We start from the raw sequence: 18,172 nt of genomic DNA, 5'->3' as shown, positions 1-18,172 counted from the left end.
GATCATGGCGAGAACTGACGGTGACAGCTGGGACCTGGCCTCCAGCGTCGGGGCGACGGCGACGATGGTCGCGGCCCAGCGCGCGCTGGGGCACCGCGAGAAGCTGATCGAGGACCCCTACGCCGAACCGCTGGTGCGGGCAGTCGGGGTCGACCTGTTCACCAAGATGCTCGACGGGGACGTCGACTTCACCACCATCGACCCGGCGTACACGCCGCTGCGCGCGGCCGAGGGCATGGCGGTCCGCACCCGCTTCTTCGACCAGATGTTCCTCGACGGTGCCGCCAACGGGGTGCGCCAGGCCGTGATCCTCGCGGCCGGTCTGGACGCCCGCGGCTATCGGCTGCCGTGGCCGGACGGAACGGTCGTCTACGAGGTCGACCAGCCCGAGGTCATCGCGTTCAAGTCCGAGACCCTCGGCGGGATCGGCGCCCAGCCGACCGCCACCCACCGGACGGTCGCGGTCGACCTTCGAGACGACTGGCCGAAGGCATTGCGCGACAACGGGTTCGACCCATCTCAACCAACGTCCTGGAGTGCGGAGGGCTTGCTGATCTATCTCCCTCCCGAAGCGCAGGACAAGCTCTTCGACAGCATCACCGCGTTGTCCGCGCCGGGCAGCCGGCTCGCGACCGAGCACGTCCCGGACTTGACCGCGTTCACCGACGAGCGGTCTCAACACCTGCGGGACCGTCTCAAGCAGCTCGGCTCCGACCTAGAGATGGCCGACCTGGTCTACCAGGGTGAGCGCAACCACCCCGTCGAGTACCTGTCGGCACGCGGCTGGGACGTCACGGCGGTACCCAATCGGGAGGCGTACGCCGCCAACGGCTTCGAGTATCCCGACGACGAGATGTCGAAGCTGATGGGCGACCTGAGCTACGTTCGCGCGGTGTACGTCGGCTGACCTCGCCTCAGAAGCGGACGTCGCCCAGCCACAGGGCGTTGACGCCGGTCAAGGTCCGCTCGGCTTGGGTGAGGAAGGCCGCCGCCGAACGCCCGACCAGCGAGCCGAAGGCGTCGGGCACCGACGCTGCCGCCGGCTGAGACGAGGGCTTGGGCCGCAGCGCGTCGAGCAGTGACGAGCCGGGCAGGGCGACGATCTTGACCTCGGCGTCGGCGTCGAAGCCCGCCAGCACCTTGGCGCGGCTGATCGCCGTGCGGAGGCCGCCTAGTTCGTCGACCAAGCCCCGCGCCAATGCGTCGGCTCCGGTCCACACCCGCCCGCGCGCCACCGCGTCGACCTCGTCGGCGGTCATGCCCCGGCCCTCGGCGACTCGCTGCACGAAGTCGGTGTAGAACAGGTCGGCCTCGGCCTCGACGTGGTCGTGCTGCTCGTCGGTGAACGGCGCATTGGTCGACCAGGCGTCGGCATTGGCGTTGGTGCGCACCGAATCCGAGCCGATGCCCAGTCGGTCCTTGAGCTCACGGGCGACGAGCTTGCCCGTGACCACCCCGATCGAGCCGGTCAGCGTGCCCGCATTGGCGACGATCGCGTCGGCGGCCATCGACACGTAGTAGCCACCCGAGGCGGCGACCGCTCCCATCGACGCCACGACGGGCTTGCCGGCGGCACGCAGTCGCACCACCTCGCGCCAGATGGTCTCCGACCCGGTGACCGAGCCGCCCGGGCTGTCCACGCGCAGCACGACGGCGGAGACGTCGTCGTCGGCGGCGGCTTCGCGCAACGCCGCGGCGATGGTGTCACCGCCGGCGCTCGAGGTACCCAGCGGAGAGAGGGTGCGACCGCCGCGGCCGCTGACGATGGGGCCGGCCAGCGTCACCACCGCGACGGTCGGCTTGGACTTGCGGCCGGGTAGCGAGGGCACCGCCGCCGCCGCGCGGGCGTAGCGCGACAGATACAGCCGGGACGGCGCCTCGGGGTCGTCGGGCGAGACATCCGGTGAGCCGGCGAGTTCGGCGATCCGGGCGTACGCCTCGTCACGGAAGCCGATGCGGTCGACGAGCCGTCCCGTGACGGCGTCCTCCCGCAGCAGCGGTGCCCGGTCGGCCAGCGCGTCGAGGTCGGCGAGGTCGACGTGACGGGATGCCGACACCGCAGCGAGCACCTGGTCGTGCAGGCTCTCGACGAGTCTGCCGTCGGCCTCGCGGTGAGCGTCGGTGTAGCTCGCCTTGGTGAACATGTTAGCCGCCGACTTGTACTCTCCGCGCGCGACGAATTGCGCTTGGATGCCGGCCTTTTCGAGGGCGTCGTGTAGGAAGAGCGCGTTGGTCGCGAAGCCGACGAGGCCGACCGTCCCGGACGGCTGCATCCATACCTCGCGGAACGCCGATGCCAGGTAGTAGGACATCGTGCCCGGGTAGGTCTCAGCCCACGCCAGGGAGGGCTTGACGTCGCTGAAGGCCACGATGGCCTCGCGCAGCTCCTGCACCGGGCCCGGCGAGGCGGCGGCCGGCTGTACCCGGGCGATCAGCGCCGAGACGCGATCGTCCTTGGCCGCGCGGTGGATCGCGGCGACGGCCTCGCGCAGCAGCAGCGGCTTGCCGTTGCCGCTGAGCATGGCCAGCGGGTCGAAGCCACCGGTCTCCTGCGGTACCGACTGAAGGTCGAGTTCGAGCACGCAGCCGCTGGGCACGCCGTGATGGCGGGCGGTGTCGACCTTGCGCACGATTGCGCGAAGTTCGTCGGTGCCGGGGACGTCGGACAGGAAGCTGAACATGTCGCCGAGCCTACCGACGGCGCACGGGTGGGCCCGGGATGGCAGGTGACCGCCGTAACGTGACCACGATGCGGTACTCCATCTCACTGCCCCAACTCGACGTGGACGGCTTCGACGCCGAGGGCTTCAAGGACTACGTGACGCGCGCCGAGGATCTGGGTTTCGAGGCCGGGTGGACGTTGGAGCAGACGATCGGCGCCGAGCCGTTGATCGCGCCGTTGGAACTGCTGGCGTACGCCGCGGCGTGCACGACGCGGCTGCGGTTGGGCGTGGCGGTGCTGGTCACCTCGCTGCACGATCCCCTGCAGTTGGCGTCCTCTGCGACCGCGGTCGACCGGCTCAGCCACGGCCGGCTCGACCTCGGGGTCGCGCCCGGCGGTGGTTTCCGGCGTTTCGACGCCTTCGGCGTGGAGCCCAAGACGTTCATCAGCAGCTTCACCGAGGGCTTGGAGCTGATGAAGGCCGCCTGGTCCGATGCGGAGCGGGTGACGTTTCACGGCCGGTTCCGCGACGTCGACGACTTGCCGATCGAGCCCAAGCCCGTGCAACGGCCGCATCCGCCGATCTGGTTCGGCGGCACGGCCCCCGCGGCACTTGCTCGCGCGGTGCGACTGGGCGACTCGTTTCTGGGCGCGGGCTCGTCGACGACGGAGACCTTCACCGGCGTGGCCGCGACGGTGCGACGAGAACTCGACGCCCAGGGCAAGGACGCGTCGCGCTTCACCATCGGCAAGCGCGTCTACCTGATGGTCGACGACGACGCCGAACGGGCGCGCGATCGGGTCGTCGCCGGCCTGCACCGCAAGTACGGCGGCATGCGCGGCATCGAGGACGTTCCGGTCTCGGGCACCCCCGACGAGGTGGCCGCGGGACTGCGGGCCGTCGTCGCAGCGGGCGCGGACATGATCCTGCTCAACCCGCTGGGCGACGGCGTCGCCGAGGATCGCGAACAGATGGAGAGGCTGGTCGACGAGGTGTTGCCGCAGCTCGACTGAGCCAGCCCGACGCACGAAGGGCCCCGCACGCCGAGGCGTGCGGGGCCCTTCTGGGAACGTGTGCCTACAGCTCGGTGACCGAACCGCCTGCGGCGCTGATCTTCTCGCGCGCGCTGCCACTGAACTTGTGAGCGGTCAGGTCGACCTTGACGGACAGCTTGCCGTCGCCGAGGACCTTCACCAGGGTGTTCTTGCGAACCGCGCCCGCGGCGACGAGCTCGTCGACGCCGACGGTGCCGCCCTTGGGGAAGAGCCGGCTGATGTCGCCGACGTTGACCACTTCGTACTCGGTACGGAAGCGGTTCTTGAAGCCCTTGAGCTTCGGCAGCCGCATGTGGATGGGCATTTGCCCACCCTCGAACGTCACGGGGACGTTCTTGCGGGCCTTGGTGCCCTTGGTACCGCGGCCGGAGGTCTTACCCTTCGAGCCCTCACCACGACCGACACGGGTCCTGGCGGTCTTCGACCCGGGCGCTGGGCGCAGGTCGTGCAACTTGATGGTCATTACGCCTCCTCGACGACGACGAGGTGGTTGACGACGGCGAGCAAGCCACGCGTCTGGGCGTTGTCCTCGCGGACGACGGTCTGACGGATCTTGCGAAGTCCGAGACTCCGCAGGCTCTCGCGCTGCTTCCAGCGCGCCCCGACGGTGCCACGCACCTGGGTGATCTTTAGTTCAGCCATGACTATGCCGATCCTTCACGCGCTGCCGCGACGGCCAGCGCTTCGCTCTCGCGTCGCGCCTTGAGCATGCTCGGCGGTGCGACGTCCTCGATCGAGAGGCCGCGACGTGCGGCGACCTCTTCGGGGCGCTGGATCATCTTCAGCGCGGCAACGGTGGCGTGCACCACGTTGATCGCGTTGTCGCTGCCCAGCGACTTGGCCAGGATGTCGTGCACGCCGGCGCATTCCAGCACCGCGCGGCACGCGCCGCCGGCGATGACGCCGGTACCCGCGCTGGCGGGGCGCAGCATGACCACACCCGCGGCCGCCTCACCCTGGACGGGGTGGACGATCGTCCCGCCGATCAGCGGCACGCGGAAGAAGCTCTTGCGGGCCTCTTCGACGCCCTTGGCGATCGCGGCGGGAACTTCCTTGGCCTTGCCGTAACCGACACCGACCATGCCGTTGCCGTCGCCGACGATGACCAGCGCGGTGAAGCTGAAGCGACGACCACCCTTGACGACCTTCGACACGCGGTTGATGGCGACGACGCGCTCGAGGAAGTTGCTCTTCTCCCCGCCGTCGCGGCCGCCACGGCCACCACGGTCGTCACGACGACCGCGTCCGTCGCGGTCACCTCCACCGCCGCCACCCCGCGGGGGGCGGCTGCCGGTCGTCCCGGCGCCGGTTCCGGTTCCTGCTGTTGGCTGATCGGCCATCACGCAGTCCTTCCGTTTCGAGTCTTCATCAGAATTTGAGTCCGCTCTCGCGGGCGGCGTCGGCCAGAGCCGCGATGCGGCCGCCGTAGGTGTAGCCGCCGCGGTCGAAGACCACGGTGTCGACGCCAACGGCCTTGGCGCGCTCGGCGATCAGTTGTCCCACGCGGATGCTGTGGGCCTTCTTGTCGCCGTCGACCGCACGCACGTCGGCTTCGATGGACGACGCCGCGGCCACCGTGGTGCCGGACTGGTCGTCGATCAACTGGACGTGGATGTGGCGCGAGGAGCGGTTGACCATCAGGCGGGGGCGATCGGGAGTGCCCGCGACCTTCTTGCGCAACCGCGCGTGGCGACGCAGCCGGGAAGTCCGACGCGTCTCGGAGACGCTCTGCCCCAGCGGCTTGCGCTTGGGAGCTTCGGTGTCAGTGTTTGTCTTGGCCATGGCTTACTTACCCGTCTTTCCGACCTTGCGGCGGATCTGCTCGCCTTCGTAGCGAACGCCCTTGCCCTTGTACGGGTCCGGGCGGCGCAGGCGGCGGATGTTCGCCGAAATCTGGCCGACTTGCTGCTTGTCGATGCCCGTGATCGAGAACTTGGTGGGCGTCTCGACTGCGAACGTGATGCCCTCGGGGGCTTCGATGACGACCGGGTGGCTGTACCCCAGCGCGAACTCGAGGGTCTTGCCCTTGAGCGCGACGCGGTAGCCGACGCCGAAGATCTCCATCTTGGTGGTGTAGCCCTCGGTCACTCCGGTGACCAGGTTGGCGACCAGCGTCCGCGAGAGACCGTGCAGCGATCGGCTGCGACGCTCGTCGTCGGGGCGGGTGACCAGGATGGCGCCGTCGTCATCGCGGTCGACGGTGATCGGCTCGGCGACGTCGAGCGTCAGGGTGCCCTTGGGGCCCATGACCGAGACGTTGCGGCCGTTGATGGTGACGTCGACTCCGGACGGAACCGGAACCGGCTGCTTTCCAATGCGTGACATGTCTTCTTCCCCTACCAGACGTAGGCGAGGACTTCGCCGCCCACGCCTTGTCGAGCTGCCTGACGGTCGGTGAGCAGACCCGAGGACGTGGAGATGATCGCCACGCCGAGGCCACCGAGAACGCGGGGCAAGTTGGTTGACTTCGCGTACACGCGCAGGCCGGGCTTGGAAACCCGCTTGAGGCCCGCGATGCTGCGTTCGCGACTGGGTCCGTACTTGAGTTGCACCACGAGCGCCTTGCCGACCCGAGCATCCTCGGTGCGGAAGTCGGTGATGTAGCCCTGCTCCTTGAGGATCTCGGCGATGTGCACCTTGATCTTCGAGTGAGGCAGGGTCACCTCGTCGTGGTACGCCGAATTGGCGTTGCGCAGACGCGTCAAGAAGTCTGCGATCGGGTCCGTCATGGTCATGACAGCCAGCTCACCTTCCTCGCGGCGGTTCCCGCCGGGTTCACACCCTTGGGGGCCTACCGCGTGCTTTCTCTAAAGTTGGTCGATTGGTTTTGGCTGTTACCAGCTGGACTTCTGGACACCGGGCAATTCGCCGGCGTGCGCCATCTCCCGAAGGCAGATGCGGCACAGACCGAACTTGCGGAACACCGCGTGCGGACGTCCACACTTGTTGCAACGCGTGTAACCGCGCACCTTGAACTTCGGCTTCTTGTTGGCCTTGTTGACCAGCGCCTTCTTTGCCATCTGCTCAGTTCTCCTTGAACGGGAAGCCCAGCGCACGCAGCAGCGCCCGGCCTTCGTCGTCGTTGGTCGCCGACGTGACGACGGTGATGTCCATGCCGCGGGGACGGTCGATGCTGTCCACGTCGATCTCGTGGAACACCGACTGCTCGGTCAGACCGAAGGTGTAGTTGCCGCTGCCGTCGAACTGCTTGGCCGACAGGCCACGGAAGTCGCGGATACGCGGGAGGCTGATCGAGACCAGCCGGTCGAGGAACTCCCACATCCGGTCGCCGCGCAGCGTCACGCGGGCGCCAATGGGCATCCCCTCGCGAAGCTTGAACTGGGCGATGGACTTGCGGGCCTTGCGGATCTCGGGCTTCTGGCCGGTGATCAGCTGCAGGTCGGTGACGGCGCCGTTGATCAGCTTCGCGTCGCGGGCGGCGTCGCCGACGCCCATGTTGACGATGACCTTGACCACGCCGGGGATCTGCATGACGTTGTCGTAGTTGAACTGCTCGTTGAGCGAGCCCTTGATCTCGTCGAGGTAGCGCTGCTTGAGACGGGGCAGCGTCTTGGTCTCTGCGGTAGTCATCTCTAGATGTCCTTGCCGTTCTTCTTCGACACGCGGACCTTCTTGCCGGTCTCTTCGTCGAAGCGGTAGCCGATGCGGGTGGGGTTGCCATCGGAGTCGACGACCATCACGTTGGAGACGTGGATCGGAGCCTCCTGCGTGACGATGCCGCCCGAGGATGCACCACGCTCGTTCTGTGAGACGGCGGTGTGCTTCTTGATCCGGTTGACGCCCTCGACGAGGACCTTCTCGCGGGTCGGGTAGGCAACCAGGACCTTGCCCTTGGCGCCCTTGTCCTTGCCAGAGATGACCAGGACGGTGTCACCCTTGTGCACCTTCATTTACAACACCTCCGGAGCAAGCGAGACGATCTTCATGAAGCGCTTCTCGCGCAGCTCGCGACCAACCGGCCCGAAGATGCGGGTTCCGCGCGGGTCGTTGTCGGGCTTGATGATGACGGCGGCGTTCTCGTCGAACTTGATGTAGCTGCCGTCGGCACGGCGGCGCTCCTTGACGGTGCGCACGATGACGGCCTTGACGACCTCACCCTTCTTGATGTTGCCACCGGGGATGGCGTCCTTGACGGTCGCCACGATGACATCGCCGATGCCGGCGTAACGCCTACCCGAGCCACCGAGTACGCGAATGCACAAGATCTCCTTGGCGCCCGTGTTGTCGGCGATCTTGAGCCGCGATTCCTGCTGAATCACTAGATCTCCTCGAATCGATTGCACGACGAACAGCATCGAACTGCTCGGCATGCGCGGTCTTCGCCACCGAAGGGCACGCAGGGTGTTCGCTTGCTTTCACACGCGACCACCGAGGTCTGCCCAGGGCAACCCCTACATAGTAGGTGAGCTTGGGCTATGCACCAAATCGTCCCGCGCGAGCCCTCAGGGCAGGGTGATCGCGAAGTCCGCGGTCAGCGTCGTCGTCGCGGCGTCGAATGCCGGCGATCCCTGCGGGGCGCCCACGTGGATCACCACCAGGTAGTCCCCGTCGTCGGTCCAGACGTGGCCGATGCGGTCCTCATAGGTCTGCGCACCGCCCGGGCCGCCGGACAACACTCCCATCAGTCGCTGACCGCTGTATCCGCAGTTCTCCGCGGGCAGCACGCTGACGCTGCTGATGGGAGCCAGCGCCGAGACGTCGTCGGCATACTTCTCGAACGCGGCCGCCGGGTCGAGAGCGGTTTCGGTGATGTCGACCGCCCCGGACATGCCGTCGGGGCCGGTGAGCGCCAGACCGGTGGTCGACGGTGCCGAGGTCCAACCCTCGGGCAGCGCGAGGACGATCCTCGGTGCCGAGGGGTCGGGGACCTGCACGGTAACCGGCGTCCCCGCCGCCGGTGTGGGCAGGCACACCAGGGCGTTCGGTGGGACGGCCTCCCGCAGGGTCGGCGTCACGCCCATCGCCGGGTAATCCTTCGGCGCGGACGTGCCGGCGGAGGGTGCCGTGACCGACGTGCTGGTCGTCGCGGGTCGAGTCGCGGGCGAGTTCGCCACCGGGTGGCCCTCACTGGTCTCGGTGCAGCCACTCACCACGCCGAGCGCGACGACCCCAGCTGCCATCGTCAGAACCCGCACCGGCTCAGTATGGGCCGATCAGAGGTCGACGACGCAGCGAAATCCGATGTGGGTGGTGGCGCTGTCCTGCGATTGCGACGACCGCGCCGCCGGACGGTAGCGGTGGCAGTACTCAGGTGCGCAGAGGTGGGATCCGCCCTTGAGAGTCTGGTCGACGCTCGGGTCCGCCTCCCGCGACGGCGTGCAGCAGCCCTTCTCCCTCGGTCCCTCATCTGCCCGCCGGTCCTCATCCCCCGGTCCCTCATCTCCTGCCCGCCGGTCCTCATTCCCCGGTCGCTCCGCTCCTGCCCGCCGGTGGTGCCTCATCGTGTATCTCGTCGTCGTCCACTCCCAGACGTTCCCGATCATGTCCGACAGCCCAAACCCGTTAGCCGGGAACGTTCCCACCGGCGAAGTGCCCACCCACCCCTTGGCTCCGTCGTTGCGGTACGGAAAGCGGCCCTGCCACGTGTTGGCCATCAACGCACCGCCGGGTGACACGTCCTCACCCCACGCGTACGTCGTACCCGCTCCGCCGCCGGCCGCGTACTCCCACTCGGCTTCGGTCGGCAGCCGTCGGCCCGCCCACGTGGCGTAGGCGATCGCGTCGGCGAAACAGACCTGTACGACGGGGTGGTCGAGCCGGTCCTCGACGGTGCCGTCCACGCCGAACGGTTTTCGCCACGAGGCGCCCGGTGCCCAATCCCACCACTGCCGCCAGTCCCTCAGATCGACGGGGCCGGCGGTGGGCCGGAACACCATCCCGCCCGCGACGAGGTCCTCCTTGGCCACCCCCGGATACGCCGCGGGGTCCAGGGGTCGCTCGGCCACGGTGACGTATCCGGTGTCGGCGACGAACCGCGCGAACTGCGCGGTGGTGACCGGATGCCGCTCCACTCCCAGGGGGCCGACCGTCGCGGGGTGTACGGGCGTCTCCTCCGGGTAGAAGGCCGCCGATCCCATCTGGAACGTCGCGCCCGGCAGCTCGATCAGCTCCGTCAGCATGGCGTCCAGGGTAGGCCCGGCCGTCAGTCCTTGGAGAAGGCTTGCGCCAGTTCCCGTTCCACGTCCAGATACGGGGTACCGGACACGTCGACCACGACCTTGGCGATGGTTCCGCCGGTGAAGGCGAACGGCGCCTGATAGGTGCGCGAGACGGCCTGGCCGGAGTTGCGACCGACGGCGATGCCCCCGCCGGCGAGCCCGAAGGTGCCGGGGTGGGTTCGCACCCCCTCCAGGACGGCGACGGTGTCGGAGTCGACGAACAGCGAGGCCGTGCCCAGGGGTGTGTGACTGCCCTCGACCGTGCCGGTCCGTTCGTATCTGACGCCGAAGACGTGGGCTCCCAACGGGATCGGATCGGTGGCGACGACGCTCTGTTCGTCCTCGCCCATGAAGTTGTACACGTAGTGCAACCTGCCGTCCTGCACGAAGAGCACGTGCCCGCCGTGGCCGGCGCCCTGCTTGAACAGCACGCCATGGGCATCGGCGTCGTCGACGGTCACCTCGGCCAGCACGGAGAAAGACTGCCCGCGCATCTCGACCATCGCGCCCATGCCCACCTCGGCGGTGCCCGGGTAGTAGGTGAAGGTCTTGCGATCCTCGGACAGATAGGGCCGCCACCGCGTCAGCGTCTCCACCAGGTTGAGATCGGCCAGCGGCAGCCCGTTGTACTTCGCGGCCTCGGCGAACCAGAGCTCCTTGAGTTCCTCGAGCTTCTCCGGTCGTTCGGCCGCCAGGTCGTGACACTGGCTGCGGTCGGCGGCGATGTGGAAAAGCTCCCATCGGTCGTCGTCGAAGTGCGACCACCCGGCGGGGCTCGCGGCGTGCACGGTGTTGGCGAACCAGCCGTCGTGCCAGATGCCTCGGGTGCCCAGCATCGCGTAGAACTGCGTCTTCTTGTCGGTCTCGGCGCCCGCGTCTGCCAGGGCCGCGGTGAAGCTGACCCCGTCCAACGGCTTCTGCGGGATGCCGCCCACCTCTTCGGGCGGGGCGATGCCCAGCAGTTCGTAGATCGTCGGGGTCACGTCGCAGACGTTGACGTAGTTGTCGCGCACCTCGCCGTGGGCGTCGATACCGTTGGGCCAGCTGATGATTGCGGTGTCGGCGATGCCACCTTCATGGGAGGCGTAGCGCTTGAACAACTTGTAGGGCGTGTTGAAGGCCATCGCCCATCCGATGGGATAGTGGTTGTAGGTCTGCGGTCCGCCGAGCTCGTCGTAGAGCGCCATGCTCTCCTCGACGGTGTCGATGTAGCCGTTGAAGAACTTGACCTCGTTGACCGAACCGTTGGGTCCGCCCTCGCCACTGGCTCCATTGTCCGAGATGACCACGATGATGGTGTCGTCGAGCTGACCCGATTCCTCCAGGTAGTCGAGCACCCGACCGATCTGGGCGTCGGTGTAGGACAGGAAGCCGGCGAAGACCTCGGCCATCCGGCTGAACAAGCGCTTCTCGGCGTCGTCGAGAGTGTCCCACGGCCGCACGGTGTCCTGGTACGGCCAGGCCTCCCCGTTGGGTCCGGTCACGTCGAGATACGGGTTCACCGGCGACAATTCGGTGTCCTGCGGCACGATGCCCAGCTTCTTCTGGTTCTCCAGGACGATGTCGCGGTAGGCCTCGTAGCCCATGTCGAAGCGACCGGCGTACTCGTCGGCCCACTCCTTGAACACGTGGTGCGGTGCGTGTCCGGCCCCGGGGCACAGGTAGCCGAACCACGGCTTGTCCGGTGCGATCACCTTGGAGTCCCTGATGAACTCGATGGTCTTGTCGGCCAGGTCCTTCGAGAGGTGGTAGCCCTCCTCGGGCGTGGCCGGCGGGGCAACGGGGTGGTTGTCGTACACCAACTCCGGATACCACTGGTCGGTTTCACCGCCCATGAAGCCGTAGAAGCGCTCGAAGCCCCGGCTGAGCGGCCAATGCCGTTTGGTGGCAGCCAGATTCGACTCTTCAAGCGGCGTCAGGTGCCACTTGCCGACGCAGTAGGTGTTGTATCCCCGCTCGGCGAGCACCTCCGACAGCAACGCCGTGTCCTTGGGGATGCGGCCGTTGCAGTTCGGAAAGCCGTCGGTGAACTCCTCGATGGTCGCCATTCCGACGGTGGTGGCGTTGCGCCCGGTGAGCAACGAGGCCCGCGTCGGAGAGCACAGGGCGGTGGTGTGGAACTGCGACAGGCGCACGCCACGGTCGGCGATCCGGGTCATGGCGGGCATGTCGACGAGACCACCGAAGCAGTCCCACGTCGCAATGCCGGTGTCGTCCCAGACGAGGTAGAGCACGTTGGGTGACCCGGGCGGCGCGACCGGAGCCTGGTATGGACCCCAGTCCGGCTCGGAGTCGCGGATGTCGAGTTCGATCTTGCCTCTGAAGTCCGTCATGTCGTCCCGTCGGCTCGAGTGTCGGCGAAGAGCGTGCCCGTCGTCGTCGACGGCCGCGGTGACGCTACACCCGTCATCACCCTCATCGACCTATATTGACGATATCGTCATCTGATTCACGGGAAGTTGCCGACGACTAGATTTCAGCGTTCACACGCCGTCGAACCGACCGTCATCGGAACGGAACGATCGGCGAACGGAGTCGGCGACCGGAGTTTGGGGAATGGGCCGCTGAAATAGCCCGCGACGCTTGGCCTTCGCCTCGTACATCGCGCAGTCTGCATCCCGCAGGACTTCGATCGCACTCCTCCTGTCATCGGGCGCGACCACCGTCACGCCGATGCTTGCCCTCGTCCGTACCGTGGCGGCACCCAGCGGAACCGGCTCCGACAAACGGTGCTCGAGCCGGCTCATGACGGCGTCCAGTTCTGCCGCATTCCACCCCTTCACCAGCGCCACGAATTCATCGCCACCGAGGCGCCCCGCGAGGTCATCGTTACCCAGACAGCGCTGAAGACGCGCAGCCACGCTGCGGAGCAACTCGTCCCCGGAGTCGTGACCCAGCGAATCGTTGATGGCCTTCAGGTTGTCCAGATCGATGAAGAGGACCGCGCCCAGCCGAGACGGACCTTGCGCGCGAAGCGACTCCGAGATGTGCGTCAACACCGCTGCACGATTGGGCAGCCCGGTGAGGGCGTCGTGGGTGGCTCGGTACGTGAGTCGCTCCTGGGCAACCCTTTCCGCGGTGATGTCGGAGAAGGACACCAGTGTCATGGGCCGGTCGTGATCGCCCGCGTTGATGCGGCGCGCGCTCACCCGCAACCAGACGCGCCGCCCGTCGTGATGGTCGATCCCGAAGATCAGCGCCTGAAATGGCCGACCTGTCGTCACGGTCTCGACGACGGGGTTTTCCTGAGGTGGGACGCGACGGCGTTCGACGTCGTATACCAACATCGAATGGAGACTCCCATCGTTCCCGCTCTTGAGCGTGGCCGCGGGTATTCCGAGAATCCTTGCGGCAGAGGGATTCGCAGACATCACTCGGCCCTGGTCGTCGATGACGAGTATTCCTTCGTCCAGGGAACTGATGATGCTTCGCAACATCTGCTCGGCCCGATCGGCCTCTGTCTTGTCGGTGCACACCAAGACGTAGCCAGTTTCCATCGCCCTGACCGATACCTGCATCGTGAGTGGTTGCCCGTCGGCGGCATGATGCGTGGCAAGCACGACGTCGCCACGCTGGTGGATTGCGGCAGGGTCGATCATTGCGCCCACGGCGACTCCGATCGGCTGCGCCAACGCGCTTGAGGCCGGCCTGCGGTACAGCACCTCTGCGGCACGATTCCACTTGGTGACCAAGCCGGTCGTCGTCGTGGCGATGATGGCCACGTCCACCCGGTCGACCAGCGCCGCCTGCTCGCGCAGGTTGCGTTGAAGAGTGCGCTGGTAGGTCAGATCGCGGATGGTTGCGTGATAGGCGGCGTCACCGTGCCAGGTTATTCTCGTGGCGATGACTTCCGCGTTCATCGTGCTGCCATCCAGCCTTTGCAGAACCACCTCCGCAGGATTCGTCGCGTCACCGTCGTGGCGCAGTGCCGCAAGGCGCATCAACGCGGGCTCGACCGACTCCGGGTGCAGGAACTCCGTCACCAGTTGCCCCCGGACCTGATCGGGATACTGGGCACCGAGCCACCTCAGCGCGGTCGCATTTGCGTATACGACACGACCGTCTCGATGCACCATGATCGCATCGGGACTATTTTCGACGAGGCTCCGCAGCCCCGATTCGGCAGCGTCGAACTCCAGTTGTCCGGCGCGGATCGAACGGCGGGTCATCCCGTCGTGCATGGAGTCGCTCGCCGCCTCGCTCACTTCGCCCAGAGGTCCGCAACGTAACCGAGGCGCACGCGGTGGTTTGGCGGACGACACCGCGACGACGAGTGCTGACGGCTCATCACGGCGCACCGTTCACTCGCCGCACTTGCGTAGCCGCTCACCCGCGACCTGCCTTCCTCGAGGTCAACGCACCGAGGGCCCGGTCCTCAAGGTCGAGCCATCCTGATCGTCGGCGCTCCACAGACGCACAGTTAATCCCTGGAGCCTGCGCCAACGGCATCATAGCTCTCCCCTGGGCGATCGGACGGTATCTCCGCGCGGTTGCCTATCGTTTGCTTAGCCGATGTTGTGCAAGTAGAGAGGCCTGCCGCGCCGCATTGCAAAGTTTGCCGACAACATGTTACGCCATCGGCAGATGGGGGTGCTAGCGCAGGGCTCAGCAACACCCCTCACCAGGGGCCACGACGAAGAAGACCCCCGTACGCCGGGGCGTACGGGGGTCTTCGTGGAGCGTGGGTACTACTTGGCGCGCTCGAGCACCTCGACCAGGCGCCAGCGCTTGGTAGCCGACAGAGGCCGGGTCTCCATCAGCGAGACGCGGTCGCCAACGCCGGCGGTGCCGTTCTCGTCGTGGGCCTTGACCTTCGTCGTGGTCCGGATGATCTTGCCGTAGAGCGGATGCTTGGAGCGGTTCTCCAGCTCCACGACGATGGTCTTCTGCATCTTGTCGCTCACCACGTAGCCGATGCGCGTCTTGCGCTGTCCCCGTGGCGCTTCGGTGCGCGCGGTGTGCTGCGCGCCCGCGGCGTCTGTTGCGTTCTCTGCCATTACGAATCCTCACCAACGGGTCCGGAGGCCAGACCCAACTCACGTTCACGAAGCACGGTGTACACCCGTGCGATCTCTTGGCGCACCACGCGCAGCCGACGGTTGTTGGCCAGCTGGCCGGTCGCCGTCTGGAAGCGGAGGTTGAACAGCTCTTCCTTCGATTCACGCACCCGGGCGGCGAGCTCCTCGTCGGTCAGCTCACGCAGTTCGCCAGGCGAAACTCCCAGTGCCATCAGAACTGCTCCTCTCGGGTGATGATGCGCGCCTTGATCGGCAACTTGTGGATGGCGCGCGTCAGGGCTTCCTTGGCGGTCTTCTCGTCGGGGTAGCTGATCTCGAAGAGAACGCGACCCGGCTTGACGTTGGCGACCCACCACTCCGGCGAACCCTTACCGGAACCCATGCGGGTCTCGGCGGGCTTCTTGGTCAGCGGGCGGTCCGGGAAGATGTTGATCCACACCTTGCCACCACGCTTGATGTGCCGGTTGATGGCGATACGAGCGGACTCGATCTGCCTGTTGGTGATGTAGGCGTGCTCCAGAGCCTGGATGCCGTAGTCACCGAAGCTCACCGCGGTGCCGCCACTGGCAATGCCACGTTGGCGCGGGTGATGTTGCTTGCGATGCCTTACCTTGCGGGGAATCAACATGTCTAGTTCTCCGTGCTCTCTGCCGCTTCGGGGACCGTGACGGCCTCGGGAGCGGCGGACGTGGCGACGTCCGATGAGGTGTCGGCGGCGGGCGTTTCCTCGCTCGCGGCGCGACCGGCCTCGGTGCTCGTCGCCGTGGTGCCCGAGGCGCCACTACGACGCGGCCGGGTTCCGGTAGGACGGTCACGACGCGGACGCTCTGCGCCTGCGGCGGCCGGGGCGGCGAGCTCGCGCTTGCCACCGACGACGTCGCCCTTGTAGATCCAGACCTTCACGCCGATGCGGCCGAAGGTGGTCTTGGCCTCGTAGAGGCCGTAGTCGATGTCCGCGCGCAGCGTGTGCAGCGGGACGCGACCTTCGCGGTAGAACTCCGAGCGGCTCATCTCCGCACCGCCGAGGCGGCCCGAGCACTGCACCCGGATGCCCTTGACGTTCGGCTGGCGCATGGCGGACTGAATCGCCTTGCGCATCGCGCGACGGAAGGCGACGCGGTTGCTGAGCTGTTCGGCGACGCCTTGGGCGACCAGCTGGGCCACCGACTCGGGGCTCTTGACCTCGAGGATGTTCAGCTGGACCTGCTTGCCGGTCAGCTTCTCCAGCGTGCCGCGGATGCTGTCGGCCGCCGCGCCGCGACGACCGATGACGATGCCGGGGCGGGCGGTGTGGATGTCCACGCGAACCCGGTCACGGGTGCGCTCGATCTCGACCTTGGCGACGCCGGCCCGCTCGAGCTCGACGTTGCGCTCGCCCGGGATGACGAACGGCGCGAAGAGACGGCGACGGATCGCGACGTCTTCCTTGACGTAGTCCGAGTACTGCTTGTCTGCGTACCAGCGGGACTTCCAGTCGGTGGTGATGCCGAGGCGGAAGCCGTGGGGATTGATCTTCTGGCCCACTACTCCGAGCCTCCCTTCGAATCAGAAGTCTCGGAAACCGTTTCGGGTGCCGCCTTCGTGGCTGCCTTCTTGGCAGGTGCCTTCTTGGCGGGGGCCGACGTCGCGGCAGCCTTGCTGCCCTGTGCGCGACGTGCCCGGGTCGACGATGCCGAGGAGGACGCACCCCTGGTGCCGCGCTCCTTGGGAGGACGGCTTTCCACGATCACCGTGATGTGGCTGGTGCGCTTGCGGATTCGGTACGCGCGCCCCTGGGCGCGCGGCCGGATGCGCTTGGCGGTCGGGCCTTCGTCGGCGTACACCGACGCGACGACGAGGGTCGCCGGGTCGAGGCCATCGTTGTTCTGGGCGTTGGCGGCCGCACTCGCGATGACCTTGGCGACGGGCTCGCTGGCAGCCTGGGGCGCCCAGCGGAGGATGTCGAGCGCCTCGGCGACGGACTTGCCGCGCACCAGGTCGATCACGCGGCGGGCCTTGGATGCCGAGACACGCACGAAGCGTGCCTTGGCAACCGCGGACGGATACTCAATCGTCGTGGTCATTTAGCGCCGCTTCGCTTTCCGGTCGTCCTTGATGTGACCCTTGAAGGTCCGGGTCGGGGCGAACTCGCCCAGCTTGTGACCGACCATGGCCTCCGAGACGAACACCGGCACGTGCTTGCGGCCGTCGTGGACGGCGAAGGTGTGACCGATGAAGTCGGGGATGATGGTCGACCGACGGGACCAGGTCTTGATGACCTGCTTGGTGTTCTTCTCGTTCTGAACGTCGACCTTCTTCAGAAGATGGTCATCGACGAACGGGCCCTTCTTCAGGCTGCGTGGCATCGCTGGATACTCCTAGCGCTTGTTCTTGCCGGTGCGCCGGCGGCGGACGATGAGCTTGTCGCTCGGCTTGTTCTTGCGGGTGCGGCCTTCGGGCTTGCCCCACGGGCTGACCGGGTGGCGACCACCGGAGGTCTTGCCCTCGCCACCACCGTGCGGGTGGTCGACCGGGTTCATCACGACGCCACGGACGGTCGGGCGCTTGCCCTTCCACCGCATGCGGCCGGCCTTGCCCCAGTTGATGTTGCCCTGTTCGGCGTTGCCGACCTCGCCGACGGTGGCGCGGCAGCGCACGTCGACGCGACGGATTTCACCGGACGGCATACGCAGCGTGGCGTAGGAGCCTTCCTTACCGAGCAGCTGGATGCTGACACCGGCGGAGCGGCCCATCTTGGCGCCGCCGCCCGGCCGCAGCTCCACGGCGTGGATGACGGTACCGGCGGGGATGTTGCGCAGCGGAAGGCTGTTCCCGGGCTTGATGTCGGCGTTGGGACCCTGCTCGATGCGGTCGCCCTGCGACAGTCCCTGCGGCGCGATGATGTAGCGCTTCTCGCCGTCGACGTAGTGCAGCAGCGCGATGTTCGCCGTGCGGTTGGGGTCGTACTCGATGTGAGCGACCTTCGCGTCGACGCCGTCCTTGTCGTGGCGACGGAAGTCGATCACGCGGTAGGCACGCTTGTGACCGCCACCCTTGTGCCGGGTGGTGATGCGGCCGTGTGCGTTACGGCCACCGGTGCTGTGCAGTGGGCGAATCAGCGACTTCTCCGGGGTCGACCGAGTGACCTCGGCGAAGTCGGAGACGCTGGACCCGCGACGACCGGGGGTCGTCGGCTTGTACTTGCGTAAAGGCATGTCTGTCTAGTCCTCTGTGCTATTGGCTCTTCGCGCGAGCGCTCATCGCGGCTTCCCGCGGGG

General features: G+C 67.2%; 23 protein-coding genes and 1 pseudogene. 2 read left to right on the top strand and 22 right to left on the bottom strand.

The annotated features are described in order from the left end of the window. Positions 1–4 precede the first annotated feature (4 nt). Positions 5–907, top strand: a complete 903-nt coding sequence (locus ABZ195_RS07490) for a class I SAM-dependent methyltransferase (RefSeq protein WP_355216313.1) — start codon at positions 5–7, stop codon at positions 905–907. 7 nt (positions 908–914) lie between these two features. Here ABZ195_RS07490 and sppA read toward each other — a convergent pair whose 3' ends face one another. Further along, a complete protein-coding gene (gene sppA / locus ABZ195_RS07485; RefSeq protein WP_355216311.1) occupies positions 915–2,681 on the bottom strand; it encodes a signal peptide peptidase SppA in 1,767 nt (588 codons plus the stop codon). A gap of 68 nt (positions 2,682–2,749) precedes the next feature. Between sppA and ABZ195_RS07480 the strand changes: the two genes are divergently transcribed. Then, on the top strand, positions 2,750–3,676 hold the full coding sequence (locus ABZ195_RS07480; protein WP_355217010.1) for an LLM class flavin-dependent oxidoreductase: 927 nt from the start codon (positions 2,750–2,752) through the stop codon (positions 3,674–3,676). A gap of 64 nt (positions 3,677–3,740) precedes the next feature. On the opposite strand, the gene rplO is transcribed toward ABZ195_RS07480, so the two are convergent. The 21 genes and pseudogenes from rplO to rplB all read right to left on the bottom strand — a co-directional run bounded on the left by rplO (position 3,741) and on the right by rplB (position 18,109). Then, positions 3,741–4,181: a 50S ribosomal protein L15 gene (gene rplO, locus ABZ195_RS07475; protein WP_355216309.1), complete on the bottom strand. Its 441-nt coding sequence runs from the start codon at positions 4,179–4,181 to the stop codon at positions 3,741–3,743. Continuing rightward, entirely contained in the window at positions 4,181–4,360 is a 180-nt protein-coding gene (gene rpmD, locus ABZ195_RS07470; protein WP_355216307.1) for a 50S ribosomal protein L30, read from the bottom strand. The genes rplO and rpmD overlap by 1 nt, the downstream gene beginning before the upstream one ends. Positions 4,361–4,362: 2 nt before the next feature. Further along, positions 4,363–5,058: a 30S ribosomal protein S5 gene (gene rpsE, locus ABZ195_RS07465; protein ID WP_355216305.1), complete on the bottom strand. Its 696-nt coding sequence runs from the start codon at positions 5,056–5,058 to the stop codon at positions 4,363–4,365. A gap of 28 nt (positions 5,059–5,086) precedes the next feature. Next, the gene (rplR, locus tag ABZ195_RS07460) at positions 5,087–5,455 is read right to left on the bottom strand and encodes a 50S ribosomal protein L18 (RefSeq protein WP_355217008.1); all 369 of its coding nucleotides are present in this window, start codon (positions 5,453–5,455) and stop codon (positions 5,087–5,089) included. Positions 5,456–5,503: 48 nt separating this feature from the next. Beyond that, complete coding sequence (rplF, locus tag ABZ195_RS07455; RefSeq protein WP_355216304.1) at positions 5,504–6,043, bottom strand: 50S ribosomal protein L6; 540 nt, start codon at positions 6,041–6,043, stop codon at positions 5,504–5,506. 11 nt (positions 6,044–6,054) lie between these two features. Further along, positions 6,055–6,453 carry a 30S ribosomal protein S8 gene (gene rpsH, locus ABZ195_RS07450; protein WP_140690905.1) on the bottom strand — a complete coding sequence of 133 codons (399 nt, stop codon included), beginning with the start codon at positions 6,451–6,453 and terminating at the stop codon, positions 6,055–6,057. Positions 6,454–6,552: 99 nt separating this feature from the next. Next, positions 6,553–6,738: a type Z 30S ribosomal protein S14 gene (locus ABZ195_RS07445; RefSeq protein WP_056557202.1), complete on the bottom strand. Its 186-nt coding sequence runs from the start codon at positions 6,736–6,738 to the stop codon at positions 6,553–6,555. A gap of 4 nt (positions 6,739–6,742) precedes the next feature. After that, positions 6,743–7,309, bottom strand: a complete 567-nt coding sequence (rplE, locus tag ABZ195_RS07440; protein WP_355216302.1) for a 50S ribosomal protein L5 — start codon at positions 7,307–7,309, stop codon at positions 6,743–6,745. A gap of 2 nt (positions 7,310–7,311) precedes the next feature. Next, positions 7,312–7,629 carry a 50S ribosomal protein L24 gene (rplX, locus tag ABZ195_RS07435; protein ID WP_149480275.1) on the bottom strand — a complete coding sequence of 106 codons (318 nt, stop codon included), beginning with the start codon at positions 7,627–7,629 and terminating at the stop codon, positions 7,312–7,314. Next, positions 7,630–7,998: a 50S ribosomal protein L14 gene (gene rplN / locus ABZ195_RS07430; protein WP_149480276.1), complete on the bottom strand. Its 369-nt coding sequence runs from the start codon at positions 7,996–7,998 to the stop codon at positions 7,630–7,632. Between the two features lie 183 nt (positions 7,999–8,181). After that, a complete protein-coding gene (locus tag ABZ195_RS07425) occupies positions 8,182–8,859 on the bottom strand; it encodes a hypothetical protein (protein ID WP_355216300.1) in 678 nt (225 codons plus the stop codon). Between the two features lie 33 nt (positions 8,860–8,892). Then, on the bottom strand, positions 8,893–9,858 hold the full coding sequence (locus ABZ195_RS07420) for a formylglycine-generating enzyme family protein (protein WP_355216298.1): 966 nt from the start codon (positions 9,856–9,858) through the stop codon (positions 8,893–8,895). A 23-nt stretch (positions 9,859–9,881) separates the two neighbouring features. Then, complete coding sequence (locus ABZ195_RS07415) at positions 9,882–12,230, bottom strand: arylsulfatase (protein ID WP_355216296.1); 2,349 nt, start codon at positions 12,228–12,230, stop codon at positions 9,882–9,884. A 150-nt stretch (positions 12,231–12,380) separates the two neighbouring features. Next, the gene (locus ABZ195_RS07410; RefSeq protein ID WP_355216294.1) at positions 12,381–14,102 is read right to left on the bottom strand and encodes a diguanylate cyclase; all 1,722 of its coding nucleotides are present in this window, start codon (positions 14,100–14,102) and stop codon (positions 12,381–12,383) included. A 483-nt stretch (positions 14,103–14,585) separates the two neighbouring features. Beyond that, a pseudogene (gene rpsQ, locus ABZ195_RS07405) lies at positions 14,586–14,861 on the bottom strand (30S ribosomal protein S17); the annotation flags it as partial. A gap of 32 nt (positions 14,862–14,893) precedes the next feature. Then, positions 14,894–15,127: a 50S ribosomal protein L29 gene (gene rpmC, locus ABZ195_RS07400; RefSeq protein ID WP_263996372.1), complete on the bottom strand. Its 234-nt coding sequence runs from the start codon at positions 15,125–15,127 to the stop codon at positions 14,894–14,896. Further along, entirely contained in the window at positions 15,127–15,543 is a 417-nt protein-coding gene (gene rplP / locus ABZ195_RS07395; protein WP_263996371.1) for a 50S ribosomal protein L16, read from the bottom strand. Before rplP ends, rpmC begins: the two co-directional genes overlap by 1 nt. 2 nt (positions 15,544–15,545) lie before the next feature. Then, positions 15,546–16,439: a 30S ribosomal protein S3 gene (gene rpsC, locus ABZ195_RS07390; protein ID WP_355216292.1), complete on the bottom strand. Its 894-nt coding sequence runs from the start codon at positions 16,437–16,439 to the stop codon at positions 15,546–15,548. Next, positions 16,439–16,978, bottom strand: a complete 540-nt coding sequence (gene rplV / locus ABZ195_RS07385; RefSeq protein WP_355216290.1) for a 50S ribosomal protein L22 — start codon at positions 16,976–16,978, stop codon at positions 16,439–16,441. Before rplV ends, rpsC begins: the two co-directional genes overlap by 1 nt. Then, entirely contained in the window at positions 16,979–17,260 is a 282-nt protein-coding gene (gene rpsS / locus ABZ195_RS07380) for a 30S ribosomal protein S19 (protein WP_057167020.1), read from the bottom strand. Between the two features lie 12 nt (positions 17,261–17,272). Further along, entirely contained in the window at positions 17,273–18,109 is an 837-nt protein-coding gene (gene rplB / locus ABZ195_RS07375) for a 50S ribosomal protein L2 (RefSeq protein WP_355216288.1), read from the bottom strand. Positions 18,110–18,172: the final 63 nt, after the last annotated feature.

The organism is Mycobacterium sp. NPDC006124, assembly GCF_040614235.1.
In the GTDB taxonomy this organism is placed as follows: domain Bacteria; phylum Actinomycetota; class Actinomycetes; order Mycobacteriales; family Mycobacteriaceae; genus Mycobacterium.
The sequence above is the reverse complement of the archived record's forward strand: the minus strand, read 5'-3'. Positions and strand labels throughout refer to the sequence as shown.